A 22667-nucleotide genomic window follows, 5' to 3' on the forward strand; every position below is an offset into this window, starting at 1 on the left:
GGTCCTCAATTACCTACGTTTCGGGGGACGCCTTGGAGGTCTAGAACGTGCCTTGCTTGTGCTTGCCCTCATTTTTGATGAGAAGTTCGCCGCTGAGCCCGCGCAGGAGCTTTAGGCTGCTCCGATCGTAGACATCGTAATCGACTGCGATCTCCCCGGCGAACATGGGCAGTATCGCATTAAGCGAAGCTGGTGCGGTGGTACCGAAGTCCGAAAGCGGGGGATTGCTGCTGTAATTGGCTCGGACCCTGTACTCGACCCCGTTATCAGCAGCGACTTCCTTTTTTACGTCATCTTCAACTTTTTTAAAATGTGTAGAGTTTGTCGACTTGGTGATCGGCGTCATGTTTTTCATGTCGTTGCCCGGTCCGCCCAGTAAATTGTTTAAGAGATGACCTTGCACTGCATATTGCGAGAGATATGAGCGGTTGGACGTGCCAGCGGCTGGCCACCAGTGTGGCGTCACTGAAGGGGCTGAACCTTTTCCAAGGTCAGCATCGTTCTTGCCATCAATATATACATGCATATCAGTACCACTGCCGTTATGCAGGGGTCCATACGTAATCCTGTAAGCTTGGGTCACATGGCCAGCAGGCAGAGATGGCCCTACGAGATCCATGCCGTCTATCTGCTGCCGTATAGCGGCCCCTGTCGCAGCCCGCCGTCCCATCGCGTCGGCCTCACGCTCCAGCCCGCCTTCATCATTGATGGCGACGCCAGCCATCTGAACAGTCGGCCGGACCCGCCCTTGTGCCTGCTGGACCACGTGCCAGACCTCGTGCGGCAAGTGCTGTTCCTGCCCAGGCGCGATGTGGATATCGGTGCCTTGCGCGTAGGCATGCGCATTGAGCTGCGCTGGCTGCGACGAGTTGTAAGTAAGCGGTAAGCCAACGGCGTTATTGACGTGACGGGCGTTGGTAAAGGTCGGAGCGTAGCGGATTGTTGGCAAACAGCGTCTTCCACACGCGCGGCGTGAGCTGCTCGACCAACGATGCGGGGTGCTGGCTCACGCGCTGCAAGACATCGACCAGGTAGTCATACGGATCGACATCGTGCAGTCGGCACGTCACGAGCAAGCTCTGAACGATGCCGATATGCCTGGCGCCCAGTTCGGTCCAACTGAACAGCCAATTTTTGCGGCCGAGCGGAATCACCCGCAGCGCACGTTCGAGGTGATTGGTGTCGATCTGGACACCGGGGTCGTTTAGGTAAACAGCGAGGCCGTCGCGCCGCTCGCGGATGTAGTTCAGCGCTTTCGTGAAGGGGCTGCTAGGCAGGAAACCTTGCGCCTCGAAGTACTTGTCGACCCATGTGAAGAAGCGTTGTGCCACCGGCTTGGCGTGGGCCTGGCGCCAGGCCAGTTTGGCTGCGCCTTTCAAGTCGTGCTTGCGGATATGCTCCTGCGCCGCGTACAGCGCGGCGATGTGCTCGAGCGCCTTTTCGGCGTGCGCCGGCTCAATGTCCTTCGCTTCGTACACCTCCCGACGCGCGTGTGCCCAGCATTGAGCATGCGTCAGCCCGATCTGTTTGGCGTAACTGGAATAGACGGAGTAGCCGTCGCTGAGAAGCACGGCGTCGTCCGGCGACGACAGCCCGAGCATGTCGCGCACATGTCCGCCAGCGCGGCTTGGCGAGTGCGTAAAGCAAATCTCGTCGCGCTCACCGTAAATCGGCCAGAAATAGGTCGTCTTCATCTTGCCGGGGGCCGAGCGGCCGGCCTTGATCGGCACTTCGTCCATCGCCTTGACACGGCTGGCCCGTATGGAATCGAGCTGCGCATCGTAGATCGGTTCGAGCTGCGCCACAGTCGCTTGCATCAGTTGCGTCAGCCATGGCCGGCTGACCTTGATTCCGGCATCGTCGAGCCGGCGGTGCTGGCGGTACAGCGGCAAGTGATAGGCGAATTTGTCGATCACCATGCCGACGACGAAGCTGACGTCGGCGCGACTGTTCTCGATCACGCCGACCGGTGCGGGCGGGCACGACAGTGCCTGCGTGTCCTTGCGCTTGATCAGGGGGCGCACGTACTTGAGCACGACATAGCTGCCGGGACGCTGCGCGAGGCGGTACGTGACCTTCTCGCCAATCACCTCGTACTGATCGGGCTTGAGCAATGCCATGTCCGGATTGGGCACAGCAATCACTTCCACTGGCACCCGTTTCTCGTCGAAGAACAAACTTGATTCGTTGGCGCCATTGCTAACCGGTTTTGTCTTGCGTTCGTGGCCGGCCACCACCACTTTTTTGCCAGGCAAAGGCGTATCTGGAACGGCATCGAAACCGATGCCCAGAATGCCCTGAACGCCTTCTGGATCGGGATGCCGCTTCTCGCTTTTTTGGCCGAAGATCTGGCGCTGAAACCACGCCACCTGGCGACGCAGATTGACCACTTCGCGTTCCAGTTTTTCAACCAGGTCGACCAACTGCGGCGCACTCAGTGCGACCGATTCTGTCGGTGTCGGCGAGGAGGAATTGAGGGGCGAATGCATGGCTATATTATAAATCTTTTACCCTGTTTTTTCAGCAATATTAGCGACATTAGCGACTAATGCAGATGGCTTTTGATAGCGCCGTCGCACCCGTTTTGGCTCTATCCCCTCGAGCAGAAGTTTCAGGCCGGTCCAGTCCATTTCACGCGTGCTCACGGTGCTCCAGTTGCTCAGAAGTCGGCCCTGCTCGAGCCGCTTGGCCCACACGCACCAGCCGCTGCGATCGAAGTACAGCACCTTGATCTGGTTGGCGCGTCGGTTGATGAAGGCGAACAGGTTGCCCGACAGTGGGTCCTGTTGCATCGTGTGTTTGGCCAGCGCGTACAAGCCATCGTAGGACAGGCGCATGCTGACCGGCTGGCCGTACACGAACACGCGGATTTGCCCTTCGGGAAAGAACATCAGCGCCTCACGATGTGTAAGACCATGCCGTGGCCCAGGTCGAGGCGAACTTCCAGCGCACCACCGACCGACGCAGGCTTCGGCACCGCTGGTGCCTCGGGCGCAGCCGTCATCACGCCGACGTCGATGAAGCCGGCTGCCGGCGTCGCGTCAACTGTCCCGGCCAACTTCGTGCGCCAGCGGTAGAGCGACGCCTCCGACACCAACTCCGCATGGCAGAACAGCTTGACCTACTCACCGCTGGCGGCAAGCCGGGCCAGCCGCTGGCGCCATTCCAATTCCTTGCGCAATTGTTTTACGAGCATTCCATGCATGACCGATCTCCATCGTGTTGAACATGGAGGAGATTGTGCCGATGCGGGCGCTTGTCGGATATAACGCCGCTGGCTTACCGCTTACAGTTGTAGTGCACTTTGACGTCGTCCATGCTGATCCCGCAAAGCGATTCAATCCCAGCCTTCAGCTGGTCCGGCAGCCCGGTCCTGTTCGGCAGGGCAGCGCTGTTGGTTTTGCGCTGGATGGCACTGGCAGCCATCTGCTGCTGGTCCGTGCGAGAACCAGCGTTGGCAATGTTTCTGTTCTGGCGCTGCGCCGCACTTTTCGGGCGCATGTCATCGAAGGCAGCGCTGCCTGACAGCGCATCTTGTCTGACTGCGTGGTCCGAGTCCGCCGACGACGACTCGTTGTCGCGCACCTCTACTTTGGTTTGCATGGTTCCCCTCCCTGTCGGATTTATCAAGTACAAGCTTCAAGGCAGCTTGCGCGCCGGCTTCAGCACCCCATACCCCCCCGGAATAACCACCACCCCAATCAACAGCGCAGCAATAAACCAATGCACCCCCGAATCACTCTTGAACAACGGATCGCCCACAACCAGCGCCGCAATCACCAAAAACGGCAGCACGATCAACACCACCATGCCGACCAAATAAAATGCATTGTTGTCCAGGCGCGTCCCACAGCCGCGGCAGCGCGACAGCGTCACGCCAGCCACGATTGCCAAGATCGAGGAAATCCAGGCCAGCCAGCGCAGCCAGGTGCGGTTCGGGCAAATCTGGTCGATCACCTTGGCCACGACGCCGCCGTCGATGCCGGCACTGTTGAAGTAGGTATGCAAGACAGCATTGGCGGTGGTGGCGCCGTCCAGATCGTCTTCAATGCTGGCAAACGACAACGGCCAGAACCCCACGCCGCCGAAATTATCTTTGAAGTAGATGAGGTCGTCGTTCAGTTGACCGGGCCGCTTTCCGTCGTACTCCAGGATTGGAATGATGTTACGCAGCACCCGTACCCGGCCGCTGCTGAACAGCGTGTTTTCGACACTGGCGCGCAACAGCATCTTTTCGCTCGAGGTCGGTTCTTGCAACAGGACCAGCACCCGCAAATCGTTCGCCCGCAGGCGCTTGATGTCGGCGGGGTCGGCGTTGTCAGGAATGAGATTGGCCTTTTGCATCAATGTCTGCAGGTTACTGGGGGAAAACGGCCGGTCGTCGTTGTTGGCATTGTCAGCCTTGACTGTTGAGTCGACGATATCGGCCTGCGTCACCATCAGGTGAAGCTGGCGCGCCGGTTTCATCGCATGAAGTTGCGCCGTCAACGCCTGAATAAAGCTGCCCAAGGCCTCCTGCTCCGGCTTGGTAGCCGGAAAGCCTTCGAAGCGCAGCGTGATGCCGTCGCCGACCGAAGGCCCCTGCTCCAGGCCGAAGGTGGCCAGCGCGGTGCCGCGCCAGTCGGTTTTGGGATACGGCGTGCGCAGCAGAGCGTCAATGCTCTGGATCAGGTTGGACAGTAGCCCGGCCATGCGCCCACCCTTGGCCGCGCTCCAGTCATTCTTGTACAGCACCCAGTCCACCTTCGTCCTGTGCCGGTGCGCCGCCTCGAGCAGCGTCCATGGCGTGGCGTTGACGCCGGCCGGCAGTTTCAAGGCGCCTTTGTCGTCGATCGTCATGCCGTACAGGCCGATGCGCGACAGGACGTCGAAGTCCATATTTTGTTTGGCGGCGTTGCTCCAGAGCGGATAAAAGCCGTAGGTCATCATGCCTTCGCGCGCATCAGGCGCGCAGCCACATCCTTTGACTGCGCCGGGCCCTCCCTGTCCAACCGTAGCCGGCGCCTTGTTCAGCGTTACCAACTCGGCGGCTTTGTCGAGCTTGCGGTAGAAAACCGTATGCGCAGCCTCCGTCAACCCCGCTGCCAGCGTCGCCTGCTGCGGCGTGCAGCGGCCCTGGACGGCACGCAGCGCCAGTACCTCGTCGATCCGATTTTTGCCATCCATCAGAGCCCACAGCGCCCTGACGTCGCCATCCTCATCGAGGCGCCCTTCATGCCGATAGCGATTGGACGGACACATGTCGAGCGCCCGTACCATCCGCGCCCGCAGTGCAAGGCCAAACAGCTCTTTTGAAGGGTACTCCACTTTGGCCATGCTCAGGTACAAGGCGGCGACCGGCGGTTCCAGCTCCGTCGCGGCCGACAGGTCCGCTGCGATCGTCGTCGGGATCCGGTAATGGACGACATGGGCCAGCTTGTCGATCTGCGCGGCTAACCGGGCCAGACCTGCTTTTTCCGGGCCCTCGCCCATGGCGACCCGCAGGTCCATGTGGAAGTCGTCCGCGCTGGCGTAGTCGATGTCGGTCTTGAGCATCAGTTTTTCGACCAGTCCTGGGGACGCGCCCTTAAATTGCTGGACCGCCTGGCCGGGCAGCATGTAGCCGTCGACCGCGGCGAAGTTCGCGATCCGCGCGAGGGTTGCGTTATCGAGCACCAGCCCTTTCGAAGCCCGCCGCACCGCGTCGTCGAACAGGTTCTTGTCGTTGTACCGATCGGTGAGCGTGCGCAGGCGCGCCAAAATCAACGCGATATCCTTCGGCTTGCGCAGGAACGCCGGATCGTAGCGGTAGCTCGCTTCCGGGCCCGGCAAGGGCTCTGGTTGCGCGTTCCCGGCCGCTGGCGTCGCGTGCCCGGTGCCGGTGCCGGTGCCAAAGCGGGCCAACTCCGCAGCGACATCGAGGTCGAAACGGCGGGCGTCTGCCTCGAACGGATGCTGTGCGCAAAACAGGCCCAGCCAACGGCGTGTGACGGGGCCGAGTATGCCGTCCCGCAGCGGGTTGTCGCCTTCGCCGGCGTCGCGCTTGAAGACGTCGTCGCCGGTGTAGATGCGGTTCAGGTCCTTCTGAACCTGCGGCACGCTTCCCGCGTACGTGCCGGCGGCGCAATTTTTCTGGCTGGCGTCGACCGGCTGCTCAGGCGGCGCGGCGCGCAGCGGCGCCACCGTCAACATACAGGCGCCGAGGGCGCCCAGCAAGCGAATCAGGATGGAGTTGGTTTTCATTTTAGTGCGTGCGCCCTTCTTTGATCAATTCTTTGGTGATGCCAGTCAAGAGGTCGTGTTGGCTGACCGTGGCACGGCCCATCCGCGCGGCCTGGACGGCGGCGTAGCGCGCCACGTTCGTTATCGCGCCGCCGGACAATTCGTAGGTGTCGGCCAAAACCTCGAACCTGACGTCCGGGCCAATACGCACGGCATCCTGGAACACCCGCTGCCACAGCAGCAGGCGCGCGTCGGCGTCAGGCATGGCGAAGTAGATCGCGCTCTGAAAGCGGCGTGCAAAGGCTTCGTCGATGTTGCAGCGCAGGTTGCTGGCCAGGATCACGATGCCGGGAAAATCCTCGATCCGCTGCAGCAAATACGAAATTTCCTGGTTAGCGTGGCGGTCGTTCGCGCTGCTGCCCTGGGTGCGCTTGCCGAACAGCGCGTCGGCCTCGTCGAAAAACAGGATCCAGTTCTTGTCCTGGGCCTGGTCGAACACGTTGGCAAGGTTCTTTTCGGTCTCGCCGATGTATTTCGACACCACCATCGACAGGTCGATGCGGTAGACGTCGGCGTTGCCGAGCACGACCATCAGGGTGGCCGTGAGCGTCTTGCCGGTGCCCGGCGGGCCATAGAACAGGCAGCGGTAGCCCGGCTTGACGGCCTTGTCCAGCCCCCACTCCTGTAGTAGCGTGCCGGGCCTGGCGAGCCACAGTCCGATGTTGTCAATTTCGCTGCGCACCTCCGGCGCCAGCACGAGGTCACCCCAGCCCAGCCGGGTGCTGATGCGCTTGGCGGGAAACGCGGCGCTGTAGTCCGGCTTGTGGCGCGCGCCCGTGGTGATGCGCTGCAGGCAGTCGGGGGCGATGGCCAGCCGCGTGCTGAACAGGGGCTCGACGTCGCCGCCGTGCTCCTGGCGCAGCAGCCTGCCGCGCGCGAAGAAATGGGCGTCGTCGAATAGGCATGCCACCTCGATCCGGCGCGCCAGGTCGTCCCCGGCCAGGATGAAGGCGGCCGTTTCGCAGGTCGGTAAAAAGCCTTCGTGGGTTTTGCCTTTCCAGCCGCCGAATTCGGTGAAGCGCTTTGCCTGCACCTGGTTCTGGGTAAACATCAAGTCCAGCGCCTGCGGCCGCAAATGGGGCATCAAGGCCAGCATTAGCACCACGCGCTCGTCATCCATCATGGCGTGCTCGCGCACGATGCCGGCATACGACGAGGTGTCCGCGTGCAGGTCGGGCGCAGGCGGCGGCTCGAACGGCGTGCCGGGCTGCGCGAAATAATGGGCGAAGCGCGCTTCCAGCAGATGCGAAAACCAGGCGATTTCACGCTCGAGCGCGCGTGCATTGACCGCCGCCTCGTGCATCGGTGTGCAGAGCTGGTTCATGGCGTGCTCCGTGGTTCAATGTTGATCATGCCGGACGCCATTCGACATGCACCGGCCGCGCCATCCAGCCGAATTTGATGATCGAATAGCCCCACGGCAGGCGGTCGAGCAGCATGTCGAACGTACCCGGATGGACCCGCAGCTGCCAGGCGTCCTCGATCAGTCGCAGGTCGGCCTTGCGGGCGAAAAAAGTCTGGCGCATGGCTGCTACCGAACAGCTGCCGAGCACCTTGGCGTGGGCCACCATGGCCTGAATCATTGCTTCGATGCATTCCTGTTCCGCTGGGCTAACGTCAATGCCGGCCGGCACCGGCGCTGCCGTCGGCAAGCCGCACAGGATCTTGTTGAGCACCAGCAGGTATTCGGGCGCATGCGATTCTCCCGTGGCCATGTACTGCAGCAGCTGGACGGCGCGCCCGGCCGCGTGTTCGTCGATGAACTTGCCGTCGACCGTCAGGCCGAGGACGTTGAACAGGCGTGGCAGGTAAGGGCCGGCCAGCACCACGCCGGCGTTGCCGACGACGAGCAAGTCGGTGCTGTCGACGGGCGCGGGGAATACCGGCGCTGCTGCGTCGCCGACGCGGCCAGCGCGGGACTGCGGCAAGGGCGCCGGGGCTGCGTCTTGCTGCGCAGCCGGCCCTGCAGCTGCCGCGAATTGCGCCGGTAGCGCGTCCAGCAGGTTGGCGTGAAGCTGGCTGTCCGCCGGTGCGAGGCCGCGCAGGAAGGCGCCCGCTTCCATGCGGCGCCCTCCCGCTGGATCGTTTATCAGCGTCGTCAATGCATGCAGACGACAGCGCATCGTCCATGCATTCCACGGCGCGCCGCGGCCGACAGCATCCTGCAGGGGCGCCGACGGCGTCAGCACTTCACGCAGGATCGCCGGCGCGCCGCCATCGAGCAGACCGGCGAGGCCGATGAAGATCGTATGCGGAAGTGCCTGCGCCAAAGCGCGCCGCACCGGCGCGTTGCGCCCGTAATGGCGCAAGCCGGCACGAATTTGCGGCGCGTGGCTGTGCAGCAGCGTTTGCCAGTGCGCGGAAACGGCCGCGGCGTCACCCGCCATCAGGGCAGCAGCGAGCATGTGGGTCGGCATTGTCGGCGTTTTTGGTGCAGCCGCAACCGGGGAGTCGGGCGTGGGCAGCGCATCCAGATCGAGCGGCGCGCCCGACGTCACCACGGCCAGCACGCCGCGCAGGAAACGTGCCGGATTCTCAGCTTGTTCCAGTTTTGCGCCGATCGATTCAAGCATCAGCGCTTTGCGCCGCAGCGCAATGGCTGGATTGGCGCCCACCTGCGCCGCAATGGCCGTGCGCAGCGCCGCGACGTCATCGATGCTTGCGGCGCCGGGCGCGTCAGGGCGTGCTGTGTGGCCCGACAGCAGCGCTTCGAGCGCGCAGCATTTGGCGAGCAGCGAGCGCGCCATTTGTTCGCGCTGGCGCAGGACCAGGCCAAGGCCGGTCGGGGCGACGATGGGCGCAAGCGCCGGCGTCGATGCGCCGCTATCGTCGATCAGCGGCCGGAATTGTTCGACCATGCCGGCCAGACGGACGAGCGCCAGGCCGGCCCCGCGTTCGGCCCGGCTCGCGCGCCAGGGGACGGTGGCGCCAGCCGGAGGCGCGTCGAGGCGGTGCGCATAACTGGTCTGCGCTGCAGGCGCCGCCTTGCCGCTCAGCTCCAGCGCCACCCTGGCATACACGCGTGCCGGCAAGGCATTGATCGCCGGGCGCGCGACACAGGCTGCCAGCACGTGGCGCCGCCACACCTGGGCCTGGCGGCCATTGCCCGCCGCGCCGGCGCCGGACCCATCCGCCTGCATCGCCGACAGCCGTTGACCCAGCCGCTCCAGCGCCGGCGCGTAGCCGGGAGCGCTCTTTCTGCCCAGGGCGATGAGCTGGCGCGGCGGGAAGTGCGCCAACAGCCGGGCGGCGCTGTCGGCGTGTTCGAGCGCATGCGCCACTATCGGCCACAAGGCGTCGTCGGCACGCCCGATCACGTCGTCGAGCAGCGCTACGTGCAGGTGCGCCTGGTCGGTACCGGCAGCACGCGGCAACGAGCCGCTTTCCAGAAACCGCAGCAAGTGCCGCAGCTGCACGCGGTACGACTGCGCACCCTGCCCGCTGGTGCGCTCAATGGCGTCGTCCGCCGCGCGAGGCGCGTCGTCGGTCGGCGCAGGAGAACCGCCTTGCAGCGGGGCGGCAGGCGCGGCGTGGCCGCTCGTATTCATCATGGAGGCGGGATTGTGATTGGTTTGCGTCAGCAATGATTCCCGCTGCGTCGCCTGGGCAGGCGCGAGGCGCTGCACCACGGCACCCATCTGATGCTGGGGGAAACGTTCGACAAGGCGCCGTGCGCGCGCAGGACTGGCGAGCGAGCGCGCAAGCACCGACCACACCGCACCTCCCCCCTCCTGCAAAAGGCTCGTTTGCCTGGAATCGGCATGCAGCCGCCGCCAGGCCATCGTCGCCGCCTCTGCACCCGCACCAGCCTCCCCTCCTGCCAGTACCGCCAGGCGCCGCGCGGATGCCGCTGTCGCGCCTTGCTGCGGCAAACCCGGCCACGGATTTCCGGGAAATCGCGCCACCAGGCGCTGCACACCGGCAGGGACGGCCGTAACACGCGGGGGCGCAGCCGTGCTGTCGGGATGTTCGCAGGTGGACAGATACGGAGCGAGCGCTGAGCCGATCTTTGCCAGGGCAAGCCGGACGCCTGCACCGGACACCGGCGGCACGCTGCGTTGCGCCAGTACCAGCCGCCACGCCATCGACATCGTTTGCGCCCCGCCCGTCCCTTGCAGGGCCTCCGCCAGCAAGGCTTCGTACTGCACGGCGTCTGCCGGCGCCGCTTGCCGCAGCACGGCCAGCAGCTGACGCTCCGGAAATTGTTCGACAAGGCGGCGTGCGCTGTGCGGCTCGGCCAGGGCAGCCGACAACACGGGCCACAAGGATGCGGCGCCTTGCGCCAGCAGCCGGTCGAACAGCGCCTCGTGCGCAGGCTGGCCCACCGCGCCGCCAGGAGCGCGAAGCAGCTGACCGCTGTCGAGAAAATCAGCGAGCAGATCGATGTCCGGCATTGACGATGCGCCGGCGCCGGCCGCAGTTCGCCCACGCGCCGCCCGAATGTGCGCACACGCCGCTTCCGCATCCACAGCGCCGGCGTTGCCTGTGCAGGCGGCCAGCACCCGCACCCACGCGGTGGCTGCAAATTTCGCTTCCGCCAGCAAGGTTTCGAATGGTTCGGCCCGTGCGCCTGCCGTGCTCCGCACTATGCCGAGCAGCTGATGCTCGGGGAATTGCGTAACGAGCCGGTGCGCGCTGTGCGGCTCGGCCAGGGCAGCCGACAACACGGGCCACAAGCATGCGGCGCCTTGCGCCAGATGCCGGTCGAGCTGCGCCTCGTGCGCCGGCTGGCCCGTCAGGCTGGCGCGACCGGCCGGCAGCTGCCCGCTGTCGAGGAAGTGCGCCAGCAGGCCGATATCGGAAGTCGATGATGCGTTCGCGTCGTCGGCAGGATGGGCCAGGCAAGCGCGAATGCGCGCGCACTGCGCCTGCGCATCGACGTATCCCGAGTCCGTACAAGCTGTCAGCACGCGCACCCAGATCGCGGCCGGCGCGCCCCCGGCGCGCCCCGGCGACCGCGGTGTCGCCTCCTCGAGCAAGGATTCGAACTGCGCCGAATGCGCACCCGCCATGCGGCGCAATACAGCAAGCAACTGGCGCTGTGAAAACTGTTCGACAAGCCGGCGTGCGGTGCGTGGCTGTGCGAGCGCGCGTGCCAGGACAGATCGCAACTCATCGCCGCCATGTTTCAGCAAGCGCTCGAGCAAAGCCTCGTGCTCCGACTGATCCGGGTTTTTGGAGCCAAGAGGCAGCACGCCGCTGTCGAGGAAGTGAGCCAGTAAGTCGATATCGGCGTGCGGCGGGACCTGTGCCCCGGCCGCGGATGGTGCAAGCGCGGTGCAGATGCGCGCGCAGGCGGCGTGTAGGTCGACGTCAGGGTCGGCAGCGGCAGCGGCGGTGCACGCCGCCAGGACCTGCACCCACGCCGCCGCCAGCAGGGCTGCCCCGGGCGGACGCTGCTTGAACTGCGCAAGCAAGGCCTCGAACAGCCCCGCGCGTGCGCCGGCCGAACCGCGCAGCACGGCAAGCAGCTGATGCTCCGGGAACTGCCCGACCAGCCGGCGTGCGCTGCACGGGTCGGCCAGCGCGCGTGCCAGCACCGTCCACAGCCCTGCGCCAGCGCGCGCCAGCAGGCGATCGAGCAGCGCTTCGTGCAGCCGCGCCTGGCCGATGTCGGCATGCCACGGCATGGTGCCGGTATCGAGAAAGCGCCCAAGCTGGGCCAGCTCCGATTCATGGCGGCTGACGATGGTTGCCGCAACGTCGCCGCGGCCGGCGCTGGCGGCGGCGCCGCCGGCGCCACGTGGTTGCCGGGCGTCGGCCAGCGCCCGCTGCAAGGCGTCGCCCAAGGCCGCGCGCAGGCGTTCGACCGCCGTAGCTTCATAATCGGCCTCGACGATAGCGCCCAAGTCGATTTCCAGCCAAGGCAGCACCAGCACCGTGTCGCCATCGTCAAAACCGTCGAACACTTCCTCGATTACCGGCAGCAAGGTCGCCGTCACCAGCCGGCTGAGGTAAGCATCCTCCCGCATGGTCCGGTTGCGGCTGTCGATGGCGATATCGAAAACCAGTTCATCGATCAGGTGGCTTGTCATCGACTGCCCTCCGGCGTCATCAGCAGTGCCGCCAGGGCGCCGGCGGCGCGGTCGGACGCGGCATGCGCCGCGGGCGCGGCGCGGTCCCGATGCAGCGTACGCAGCGCGCCGCGCCAGTTCCGCCACAGCGCGTCGAATGCCGCCATCGGCGCCGGGGCCAGCCACAGGAAGGTAGGATGCACGTGGGCCGGACAATTTCGGCGCACGGTCTCCTGCACGAACTGGCGAAAGTCGCCATCGACGCAGCGCGCCGTCCAGTCCGGCAAGACAACGCTCATGCGCGCGCCGTAAAAGTCTTTTTCGAGCGGCACCCGGTCGCTCGGCCATAGCAGGATATGCTCGACAATACGCAGGCATTCGCAGGCTTGGTTGGCGGCGACCAGGGTATCCACGCACGCATGGGCAGCCTGAACCGCCGCACGGCGGGTCGGGTAGTGCCCGACCCGGCTCCAGGTGTCGCCAATGCCGCAGTACAGGTCTGTGCCCGTACCATGTTCATCGCTGTCCAATGCGTAGTTTGCCAACGCAACCCCGGCGCGGAACATCGTCGGCGTGAACGCATCGGCCGCAGGCGCCGGCGGCGCATCCAGGTCCAGGCCTGAATCGAGGCCCGGCGCAACGCCTTGCCATCCGGGCGCGCGGGCGCGCATTTGCGCGCCCGCCGTCTCGTGCGGGGCGCCGCTCCATGCCGCGCCGTCATCGCCGCGGCTTGTCCCGCCATCCAGACCAATTAAGATGGCGACGCGTCGCTCCAGCACCGACACGCCGCTCTCGCTGCCCGGTTCGGCCAGGTAGTTGCAGGCGGTGCCGCGCCATGCGCTCAGCACGACCAGGCTGCGCACCAACTGCGCCTTGGCTCCCAGCAGCCAGCGTTCGGTATCGTTGGCGTGGTACTGGTTGAAGCGGCGCAGCGTGGTCTGGGGAAATGCGTCGCCGTGCAGCGCCAGCAAATAATCGAGTACGCGGCCTTTGCGCTCGCAGTAGTCATCCTGTTCTTTCAGCGCGCGGAAATCCGCGCCCTCCGGATCGATCAGCAAGGCTTCGATGTCCGGAATCTCGCGGTTCGACAGCTGCTTGTGAAAATAACTGGCATCGCCGCCGCTGTCCGCAGAAAACAGCGTCGGAATCTCCTGCAGATTTTGCAGGTAGTTCGCCATCATCTGCTCGAAAGGAAACAGGAAGCCTTTCAACTGCTGCGCCTGCGCGATGCGTGCCGGTCCCGCCGATTGCGGCAAGCCGTACTGGCCGATGCCGTACACTGCGGGAAAATCGTTCTGCACCGAGTAGTATTGAGCCAGTTCGCGGTAGCGCCCCACCGGCAAGGGGAAGACGGCGCCATCGGCCGTTATCGTGCGGAACGCATTGCGGTCGAACCGCAGTTTCCTCAGCGCGTGCTCGGCATCCTCGTGGAAAGCCTGGTTTTTCAGCAGTGCCGATGCCGGCTCACGCGCCAGCCCATCCATGCCGAACCCCGCGCTGTCTTCGGCATGCAGGCGCAGGAAGGCGCGCGCGGCGTCCTTCGGCAACTGCAGGCAGGGATAATAGCCATTGCGGGTGTCGCAGCTGATTTCCTCAGATCTGACGCCATCGGCGTCGAGAAAAACCAGGCTGCGCACGCGCCTGACGCCGTCGATCCGCCGGATCACGCCAACCAGCTCGCTGACCGTGACGCTGCGCGCCTGCGTCGGCTCCTCACCTATGCTGATGAAGCCATTCGATGTCGGCGGCCCTTCGTACACCGTCTCCGGCGGCATGCCCTGCGCGACGACGTCGCGCAGCCGAAGCGCCGCCATGCCGGATGAAATGTATTCGCAGCAGTCGAACAGTATCTGCGCCAGGATCTCGGCCGGCGCGCGCTCGCCGTACAACTCGATGTCGCCGTCGAGGTAGTACGCGACCGACTCGAGCACGGTGACCTGGCGTAGGTCTTCGCACAGGTTGCGATTGCTGGCGTAGTGAATCCTGACCTGCTGCGCGATGCTGGCGCGGCCCTGCGGCGTCTGGATTTCGGTCGGAACGGCGACGTCGATCGCCAGCAGTCCGTTGCCGCACGCGCGTACCCAGATCTCGTTGATCGAGGGGATGGCGTCATACAGCGAGCGGCGGTAGTCGCCCACCGTCAGGGCCTGGCCGTGGAACACGTCTTGCGGCGCATACAGGGCGAGCGCATCGTACGCGATGGCGCCGTCGGGCCCGGTAAGGTAGTCGGCCACGTCGAATTCAGTGCGATAGGCCAGGTCGGTCAGTCCATACACCAGCTGCTCGAGCACCGTCACGCCCGGGTCGTGCAGGTTGTAGTCGGTCCACAGTTCGCCGCACAAGCCCCGCAGCGCGTCGATACCTTCGGCCTTGAGGGCGGCGAAATTGAGGCCGATCGGGTCACTGCGCACGGGCGGGAAATCGTGTTCAGCCATGATGGCTCACCGGCGCGCTCATCGCTTGTGCGTAGCGACGCTGCACCCGGCCATCAAGGGGTCATCCCACAGCTCGGTGATGTGGTAACGGATAGCCACTCCTTCGCCGTAGTGACAGTTGACCTTGACCTGCAGGTCGAACTCGCGGCGGCCGCTGTGCTGCAGCCAGCGCAGTTCAAGCCGATGGCGGCGCGCGCCGTAATGGCTGCGGTGGTAGCTTATCTCGCCCTTGGCGTCGAACATCTTCAATGCGAACGCGTGCATCAGGGCGTACTTGCCGCTGCCCTCCTTGCCGGTGCCTGCCACTACTTCGAGCGCCACGCAGCCGTCCAGGCCCGCGCGGATCGTGTGCCAGTCGCTGTCGGCCCAGGCCTGAGGGCCCTCCACGCCGCGGCGCGCGCTCGAGGCGACCGTGCCGCGCACGTCCAGTTCGTAGGCCGGCCTGGGGTTGTTGACGCCGACCCGGGCCGGCGTCTCCGCTGGCACGCCGCCGGGCGCATGCTGGTCAAGGTCGTCGCTCCCGGGTGCCACCAGGGTCAGCACAGCAGTCTCCGCGCCCTCCGTGCGGCGCTGTCCTTCGGCCCCTTTCGGTTGCGCCACCCCGAAAGCCATGCTGTGCCCGCCCGCATCCAGCCCCATCGCCCAGGCGCGCGCCATGCCCTGCCGGTAGAAGCTGAGCAGGCGGCGCTCCTCGCCATTTCTCTGCGTCAGGCACAGGCCGCGCGCGGGGCTGTGCTCAATGCCGTCGTCGTTGATGTTCACCGTCGAGTCGATCAGCATGTCGAAGTCGCTCATGGACGGCATGCTGCCCTCGGCGAAGCGCGCTTTCAGTTCGGTCCTTGGTCTATTCTTCATCTCGTTTGCCTCCAATTATGAATGTGCTGCCGATTTCCATCTGGCCGATGCCGGTCGGCGACGCCGGCGTCGCAGCGCCCGCATGCTTGACCGTGATGTGGTGGCGCTTGATCGGCACCGCGATACTCCACGGATAGGTCGGTTCGATGACCGGCTCGCCCGTCATGCCGGGCGCCGCTGTGTCCTTCAGCGAAAACAGGTCGAGATCGCGGCCGCTCACGCTGAGCATCGAAAAACCGCTTACCGCCAGCACGCCGTCCTGCGCGAGGATGAACGACTCGATGTCGTGGCGCCGGATGATCCAGCCGAAATGGCAGGTGTTGCCGATCGGGTTCCAGGGTGAAATGAAGTCCGAGATCAGCGCGTCGAGTTGGTTGACGTACCAGCCCAGGTCGGCCCCGGCACGCAGCACCAGCGTGCAGCGCACCTGGATGTACTGATAGACCGGGTTGACCACTTCGAGCGTGACGGCCGGTGAAATATGCGCCTCGACGAATTGCCTGACCTGGCCGATCAGGTAGCCGTTCAGGCGCGGAAATTCGGCCAGGTGGCCGTTCGAACGGCACGCAGGCAGGCCGACGATGAGCACATGGCCAGGACAGCAGGCGCCGTCGGGCCGCAGTGCGACCGACAGGTTGGCAAAGCACTTGACCCGGTCGATCGCCGGGAACTGCTGCAGGATCAGCCGTTCGTAATCTTCCGGCGTGATGGCCTGGCCCTTGTGACGCAGGCGTTCGGCGGTGCGCCGGCGCATGTCGTGGCGGCTCTCGGCCAGGCGCCCGCCGTACGAGGCGGTCACCTGCTTCAAGCGGCCCAGGCCTGGAATTGCCTGGCGCGGGCGGGTAATGGTGCCGGCCGCGATCGAGGCAGGCGCCAGCGGCGCAGCGACAGCGCCAAGGTCACGGAATACCTGGGCGGCGTGGGTGCTGATCGAATACAGGCTGCAAAAGCGTTCCAGGTCGGTGTCGCACGACACGCGCAGCCAGAACAGACCGGACTGCAGGTCGGTGTTGTCGCAACTGATATCGGGCGGCAGCGTCAGCGTCACGATGCCGGCGCGCAGGAACGCATGGGTGGAATCGGCGCGCACCGCATATGGCAAGAGTGGGCGCCAGGCGTTATCGGCCAGGTAAGACCAGTACAGCTCGCGGTTGGCCAATTCGACCATCGGCAGCGCGTCTTCGCGCAGGTGGAAGAACAGCGTCAGCGGCGCGCGCAGGTCGCTGGCCGACAGGCCGATGTACAGGTTGCCGCCGTCGTCGAAGCGCGGCAGCAACAGGTCGCGCTGATGGCCGGCACCGCGCGCGGCGTCCCAGCCCAGCGGCGACAGCCGCAGGAAGGCGTCGCCGGCGGCGCTCGGCGCGGCCACGATGGTGGCCGTGGCGCGGTAATTGAGCCAGATCGCGTCGAGCAGCGGCGTGTACGGCGGCGCCGGCAGTTCGCGCAGGCGCGCGCCGTTGCGCGGCTGCCCATTGTAGCTGAGGCAATTAGCCAGAATGAACGGATAGTCGCGGTGGCCGAACAGGAAGTCCGGTCCGGCCAGCGTGATCTTGAAAAAGCCGCCGCGCGCACCACTCGTGTAGACGAACGGCGCGGGACCTTCGACGCGGCCGATGCGCCGTCCCTGCGGCAGTACGCGGTCAAAGCGCAGGCGGCGCGCGGCGGCCACCGGCGAGCTTGCCGATGCCCCTGCCGGTGTTGCATCCGGGGCGGCGGCCGCGCCGAACAGCGTCACCGCTGGCCGTTCGCTTTCGTCGAGGGGCGCCCAGGCGCCATCGGACAGCACGCTCAGGTTTGCGCGCACGTCGCCAAAAGGCGTCAGGCCGTCGCGGGCGTCGCCCGCATAGCCCGCATAGTAAGCGCCCAGGCCGCGCACGGCACGCGGCAGGCCTCCCCACTCCAATACCAGCTCGAAGCCGGTAAGGTTCTTGCACGCTGTTTCGGCGCTGCCGACAATCAGGTAGGAGCCGACCGCCGGCAACGGGCCGAAGGGTTGGAACGGCGAGGCCGCCGACAGCAGGCCGATGTGGTTCTGTAATTCGAGCGCGCGGTGCCCGCTCACCTCGACTTCGATGTCGGCGCGCACCAGCGGCAGCCCGCGCAGCAGGCCGTACGGGTACACGTAGGCCAGCGCGTTGAGTTCGAAGCGCACCATCGGGCAGTTGCCAGGATACTGCTCGCCATGCAGGGCCGGCGCATACGGCACTACCGCCGCGGCCTCGGCGCCGAGGCGAAACGTCAAGCTCAGGGTATCGACGTTCCCGGCGCCGCGCATGAAGCCGGCGCTGTATTCGGCGATGTCGATCCAGCCGGCACTGCCGCTGACGCTGATGCTGAACATGCGCTCCAGCACACGGTACAGGATCTCCGGGTCGTTCGCGTTTGTGCCATGGGTCGTCAAGGGATCCTGCTCCGCCTGCGACTTCTTCATGGCCTGCGTGACCTCGGCCAGCAAGCCGTCCATGCGTTGCCATAGCCTGCCCGCCGGGCCCGTGCCGTCGCTTCCCAGATGCAGGACGACGTCGACCTTGCGTTCGCCCTGGCGCATCAGCAGCACGTTGCTGGCCAGTGCAAAGCCGATGCGCGCCACCGCGCCTGGCGGCGCCATCGCAGCGCTGCGGGGTGCTCCGAACAACGGCGCCGCCTCGCAGCTTTCATCCTTGGGCAGCATCCCGGGGCTGGCCAGCGCGATCGGATTGAGCCGGCAAGCGGTCGGATAGCGCCGTTCGCGCTGGCCGAGATGCTCGTACAGCCTCGACTCCGGAAAACTGAGGCGGTTGCGCTCGAAGAAAACCGTATGCAGCGCCACCACCCTGGCGTCGGTCACGATCATCGAATGTTCGGTGACGAATTCCAGTTCGGGCGCGCTGCGGTCGTACGGCGCCAGGAAACGGGTTCCGCCGTCGACCGGAATGGCGAGCCCGGGCGGCGCCGCTTCGAACACCAGGAAGGCGGCGTCGCGCTCGGGCCCGTGCGGGCGAACGCGCAGCACCTGGTCGTAGTAGAAGTCGAGATGGCGCCCGGTAAACCGGTTCAGCTTTTCCTGCGCGCGCCGGTACAGCTGGGCGAACGCGATCAGCATGCCGATGCCCGGATCGTGCTGGCCGCTGCGCAGCGCTCGCGGCAGGCGCGCTTGCGCGCTCCGCTGCGCCATCTCGACCGCTTTCATCACCTGATGGAAGGCGGCGCGCAATTGCGGCTTTTGCGCGGGTGGTGCGGCGGGCGCCCCTCCGGCTGCTTCCAGTGGATGGCCGCGCTCGGGCGTGCCGTCTGAAACGCCGACGCCGTGCAGCTCGTGGCCAAGCTGCCGGCGCAGTCCGGCCAGCATGGCGCCTAAATCGGCGCCCTGGACGCCGCCGTGGTTGAGCAGGATCTCGGACCAGCGGCCCAGCTGGCCGAACCACTGCTGCAGCATGTGCGCGGACAGCGCGTCGGCGTCCGGCGTAGCGGGCGCCGACTGCGCCAGCACCTGCTCGAAGCGCGCCGTCACGGCGTGCACGCGGGTGGCGAGGATCTCGGCGAAGACGACGATTTCGTCATCCTTGAAGTAGTTTTCCCAGCTGGTGCCGGGCGCGCGCCCTTCAAAGCCGACCTGGCGCGCGCTGTCGAGTGCGACGACCAGCAGCTGCTGCAAGCTCAGCTCGTCGACATCGACATAGTGTTCCGCCAGCGCCTCCGGCACACGCTGCGCCTGGGACGTGCCGCTGCGTGAACTCATGGTACGCCGCCGATCAGGGGTTCCCGCTCGTCGCCGAGATTGAAGGGAAGCACCATGTTCGCAGCGGTGTTGGTGGCGCGAATGCGGTAGCCCAGTTCGATTTTCAGCAGCGCCTCGTCGAGAGCGTTGGTGTGCACCGCCACCAGCTCGACTTCGACCCGGTGCTCGAACAGCGCAACGGCGCGCACGATTGCATCCTTGATGCGCGTCTTGAGACTTTCGTCGACGCTTTCGAACAGCAGCGCGCGCAAGCCGCAGCCGAAGGTCGGATGCATGACCCGCTCGCCGGGCATGGTCGACAGGATGATCAGCAGGCTTTCACGGATGTCCTGCTCGTCGCTGACCATGCTCAGCTTGCCGTCGCGCCGGAACCGGGGCGGAAACGCCCAGCCGCTGCCGAGGAAAGAATGGCTCGAGTCGACGTTCATGGCTCAGCCGCCGATCATGACGGTGGCGCAGCCCAGCATGACCGTGCCGCCGTGGGCGCAGGCGTCGCCGACACGCGCCGCCGGTTTACCGCCGATCATCACCGTGGCCGAACCCTTGACGATGGTATCGGGCGGGCCAACGCAAAGGCAGGCATCGCCCACCACGGCGGCCACCATCTTGCCCACCATGACGGTGGGCAAGCCGGGACCGATGACCGGGCCACCCACGTGTGGAATCGGCGGCAACGCCGGTGTGACCATGGGACAGACATGAAGATCGGTAATGCGGGCGCCTGGGGGCATGGTTAATCCTGTCGTTCTTAGTTGATCATGACCATGGCGCCCTTGACGGTCGTCTGGCCGGTGGCCGACAATTCCGCGCTGGTCGCGCCCTTGGCCGTAAAGCCCATGCTGGCCTGGCTGGTGATGTTCAGGGCCGCCTGCTTGAGGTCGGCCTTGCTGATGATGTCGACATTGCCGACCGCGTCGATGGTCAGCTTGCCCTTGGCCGAAAGCACGATGTCCTTGGGACTGTCGAGCGTGATGCCGCCTGGCGCCAGGGTCAGCTTGTTGCCGGTTTCGTCCAGCAGCGTGATGGTCTTGGCGTCGTCGCTGAGCTCGACCTTGTTGCCGGCCGGCGTCAGCACGGTCACCATCTTCTTTTTTTCATCGAACTCGATTCTGAGCTTGCTGCGCGTGACGATTGCCTTGGTATTGTTTTCGGCGCCGAGCTGGTACGGCGGTGCGCGCTTGCTGCTGTATAAACTTCCCAGTATCAGCGGGTGCGTCGGGTCGTTGTTGAGAAAGCCGAGGATCACTTCGTCGCCGATTTCGGGAATGAAGAAACTGCCGACACCGTCCGAACCGTAAAAGCTGGTCAGGCGCGCCCAGACGCCGTCGGTCTCGGCCTGCATGACCGGCACCGTAACCTGGATCATGAACTGCTTGTTGGGGTCTTCGTCGAGCTTCTTGACGACGCCGATCTGCAGTCCCGACACACCGGCCGTCAGCCCACCGGCCATCGGCGCGGCCAGGTTGTGGCGCTCGGCCAGGCTGTCTGGCGCCATCCCGAACTGCGCTTCGGTAATCCAGTCGCCATCGGCCAGGGTGTGCGTCACGGCGCTGAGCCATGTGTCGCCTTCGAAACGTTTGCCCACGCCCGCGAGCTGCGCCAGGGTGCCAGGCCTGGCCAGCGCGCTGCCCTGGAAGCGCATGCGCCCGCGCACTCGCGCCAGTCCGGCGCGCATCTGGCGCGCCGCCGACCAGGCCTTCAGGCCCTGCGCCCCGAGCGGCGCAGCCGACTGCATGCGGTAGCTGCCCAGGTCGAGTACCTTGGCAAGCGCGGCGCCATCCAGGTTGCCCTGAGCGTTGAGCGCCCTTGGCTTTTCGGCGTGGGTGACGACTTCCTGCGTGGCCGGGTCCCAGGCCGTGCTATCGACGACGCCAAGCTGGCTGCGCGCATCGAGGTCGGCGTCGAATGCAAGCAGGTCGACGCCGAAGGTGAGCAGCAGTGCCGCCGCGCCGCTGGTCGCCGGCGGCGCAACCGTCAGCTTGCCCGCCTCGACAACCACCACCAGGCCGTTGGCTTCGGCCCGCGCCAACATGAAGTCCCAGTCGCTGACGTCGTACTGGACCAGTTCCTTGTGGGTGGGCTCGGTGCCCCGGACGCTGACAGTCAGGCCGCTATAGGCGCCGATCAGCCTGGACAGGATTTCGGCGTCGCTGGCGTCGACGTAATTGGCCGACCTGCGCCCCAGCGTCATCGCCAGCGCCTTGTCGCGGCACTCGATCGCCAGGCGGACAGCGCCGCCGGCGCTGCGCAGGCCAAGCGAGACGACGACGCCTTCGAAGATCGTGGTTTCCTTGCTGCCGTAACCGGCCGCAATGCGGATTTCCTTGCCGGGCTTGAAGAGGTCCGAGTCGGACAGCGACAGGCGGCCGCGCACCTCGTCGTCTTCGGCCATGACGATGCGCGCACTAGGCACCTTGTTGACGGCGTGGCTGACTACCACCGACAGGATCCCGATGGCCGCATCGATGGCCTGGCCGCCACTGTACACGGACACTCGCGTGTCGCCGTCGCTGTCGAGGATGGGGGAGACGGCCATGCTTATCCCAGTTTCGGCAATGTCAGCCGCTCGCCCGGCAACAACTGGCGACACGTTGTCAGGCCGTTATACAGCGCGACGGCCTGGAACAGCGACGGGTCCTGGTAAGCCGTGAAGCACAGCAGCGGCAAGCTGTCGCCTGCCACCACGCGGATCTGGCGCGTCTGCGGCCCGCTTGGTGCGCCCATCATGGGGCCGCTCTGGTCATACGCGATGAAGCTGAGCTTGACGCGTGCGCGCAACGGCGTCCCGGACGCGTCGAACAAGGTGTAGTTGACCGACATCGAAGCAATTCGGCCACGAAACACCAGCGTGCCCCAGACAACGTCGACCACGGCATTGACGACATTGGCGTCGCCAGCCGGATCGTTCAGCACCCGTCTGAGCAAGTTGACTTGAGCATCTACATCGCCCGTACTGGCGGGCGCGTCAACGATGCCGGTGCCGTCGAGTACCAGCTCGTCAAGATCGAGTTTGTCGACCGCCTTCTTGGCTAATTTTCTTTGCCGCTCCTCGCCTCTCGCCGAATCTTGCGGTTCGGTATAAAAAACGGCGCTGGTGCGGGTGTATTTGGCCGGATTGAGCATGGCGGAAAATTCCAGGCTGTCCTTAGCCTGGAGGTTTCGGGTGTTGACGCGGCGGATGGTCAGCTTTTCTTTGGCGCCGGGCATCACCGCTCCTTGCGCTCGTCGAGCACTTCGCCGATCATGCGCCGGCATTCGGCGCGCCAGTCGCGGCCGAACTGCGGCTGTGGCTCCTCCGCATGGACGTCATTGGCATCGGCGCCGTCGGCGGCCCGCTGCACCACCTGCGATTTGATCAACATTTGTCGGATTTCGATGGACATG

The 22667-nt window shown here is 65.4% G+C and carries 16 protein-coding genes; all 16 read right to left on the reverse strand.

All coding sequences use genetic code 11. From position 1 onward, the window contains the following. Positions 1-40 precede the first annotated feature (40 nt). The 16 genes from CR103_RS05355 to CR103_RS22490 all read right to left on the reverse strand — a co-directional run bounded on the left by CR103_RS05355 (position 41) and on the right by CR103_RS22490 (position 22666). Positions 41-949, reverse strand: a complete 909-nt coding sequence (locus tag CR103_RS05355) for a DNA/RNA non-specific endonuclease (RefSeq protein WP_099914975.1) — start codon at positions 947-949, stop codon at positions 41-43. After that, a complete protein-coding gene (gene tnpC / locus CR103_RS05360) occupies positions 897-2489 on the reverse strand; it encodes an IS66 family transposase (RefSeq protein ID WP_099914976.1) in 1593 nt (530 codons plus the stop codon). The genes CR103_RS05355 and tnpC overlap by 53 nt, the downstream gene beginning before the upstream one ends. 18 nt (positions 2490-2507) lie before the next feature. Further along, complete coding sequence (gene tnpB, locus CR103_RS05365) at positions 2508-2891, reverse strand: IS66 family insertion sequence element accessory protein TnpB (RefSeq protein WP_099914977.1); 384 nt, start codon at positions 2889-2891, stop codon at positions 2508-2510. Then, positions 2891-3115, reverse strand: a complete 225-nt coding sequence (gene tnpA, locus CR103_RS22480) for an IS66 family insertion sequence element accessory protein TnpA (protein WP_441293456.1) — start codon at positions 3113-3115, stop codon at positions 2891-2893. Before tnpA ends, tnpB begins: the two co-directional genes overlap by 1 nt. 164 nt (positions 3116-3279) lie before the next feature. Then, entirely contained in the window at positions 3280-3603 is a 324-nt protein-coding gene (locus CR103_RS22485) for a hypothetical protein (protein ID WP_180279278.1), read from the reverse strand. Between the two features lie 36 nt (positions 3604-3639). Beyond that, the gene (locus CR103_RS05375) at positions 3640-6222 is read right to left on the reverse strand and encodes a hypothetical protein (RefSeq protein ID WP_099914979.1); all 2583 of its coding nucleotides are present in this window, start codon (positions 6220-6222) and stop codon (positions 3640-3642) included. Between the two features lies 1 nt (position 6223). After that, on the reverse strand, positions 6224-7585 hold the full coding sequence (locus CR103_RS05380; protein WP_229442813.1) for an ATP-binding protein: 1362 nt from the start codon (positions 7583-7585) through the stop codon (positions 6224-6226). Positions 7586-7610: 25 nt separating this feature from the next. Further along, entirely contained in the window at positions 7611-12296 is a 4686-nt protein-coding gene (locus CR103_RS05385; protein ID WP_099914980.1) for a contractile injection system tape measure protein, read from the reverse strand. After that, positions 12293-14710: a baseplate wedge protein gene (locus CR103_RS05390; RefSeq protein WP_143752526.1), complete on the reverse strand. Its 2418-nt coding sequence runs from the start codon at positions 14708-14710 to the stop codon at positions 12293-12295. Before CR103_RS05390 ends, CR103_RS05385 begins: the two co-directional genes overlap by 4 nt. 18 nt (positions 14711-14728) lie before the next feature. After that, the gene (locus CR103_RS05395) at positions 14729-15565 is read right to left on the reverse strand and encodes a hypothetical protein (RefSeq protein WP_099914982.1); all 837 of its coding nucleotides are present in this window, start codon (positions 15563-15565) and stop codon (positions 14729-14731) included. Further along, positions 15555-19283, reverse strand: a complete 3729-nt coding sequence (locus CR103_RS05400; RefSeq protein ID WP_099914983.1) for a baseplate J/gp47 family protein — start codon at positions 19281-19283, stop codon at positions 15555-15557. Before CR103_RS05400 ends, CR103_RS05395 begins: the two co-directional genes overlap by 11 nt. Continuing rightward, on the reverse strand, positions 19280-19711 hold the full coding sequence (locus tag CR103_RS05405) for a GPW/gp25 family protein (RefSeq protein WP_099914984.1): 432 nt from the start codon (positions 19709-19711) through the stop codon (positions 19280-19282). The genes CR103_RS05400 and CR103_RS05405 overlap by 4 nt, the downstream gene beginning before the upstream one ends. 3 nt (positions 19712-19714) lie before the next feature. Then, positions 19715-20014 (reverse strand): PAAR domain-containing protein, encoded by a 300-nt coding sequence (locus CR103_RS05410; RefSeq protein ID WP_099914985.1) that lies wholly within the window; start codon positions 20012-20014, stop codon positions 19715-19717. A gap of 17 nt (positions 20015-20031) precedes the next feature. Next, positions 20032-21819 (reverse strand): type VI secretion system tip protein VgrG, encoded by a 1788-nt coding sequence (gene vgrG, locus CR103_RS05415; RefSeq protein WP_099914986.1) that lies wholly within the window; start codon positions 21817-21819, stop codon positions 20032-20034. 2 nt (positions 21820-21821) lie between these two features. Continuing rightward, positions 21822-22490 (reverse strand): CIS tube protein, encoded by a 669-nt coding sequence (locus tag CR103_RS05420; RefSeq protein WP_099914987.1) that lies wholly within the window; start codon positions 22488-22490, stop codon positions 21822-21824. Then, on the reverse strand, positions 22490-22666 hold the full coding sequence (locus tag CR103_RS22490; RefSeq protein WP_267873972.1) for a DUF5908 family protein: 177 nt from the start codon (positions 22664-22666) through the stop codon (positions 22490-22492). The genes CR103_RS05420 and CR103_RS22490 overlap by 1 nt, the downstream gene beginning before the upstream one ends. Between the last annotated feature and the right edge of the window lies 1 nt (position 22667).

This window comes from Massilia psychrophila (assembly GCF_002760665.1).
GTDB lineage: Bacteria > Pseudomonadota > Gammaproteobacteria > Burkholderiales > Burkholderiaceae_D > JAFCUW01.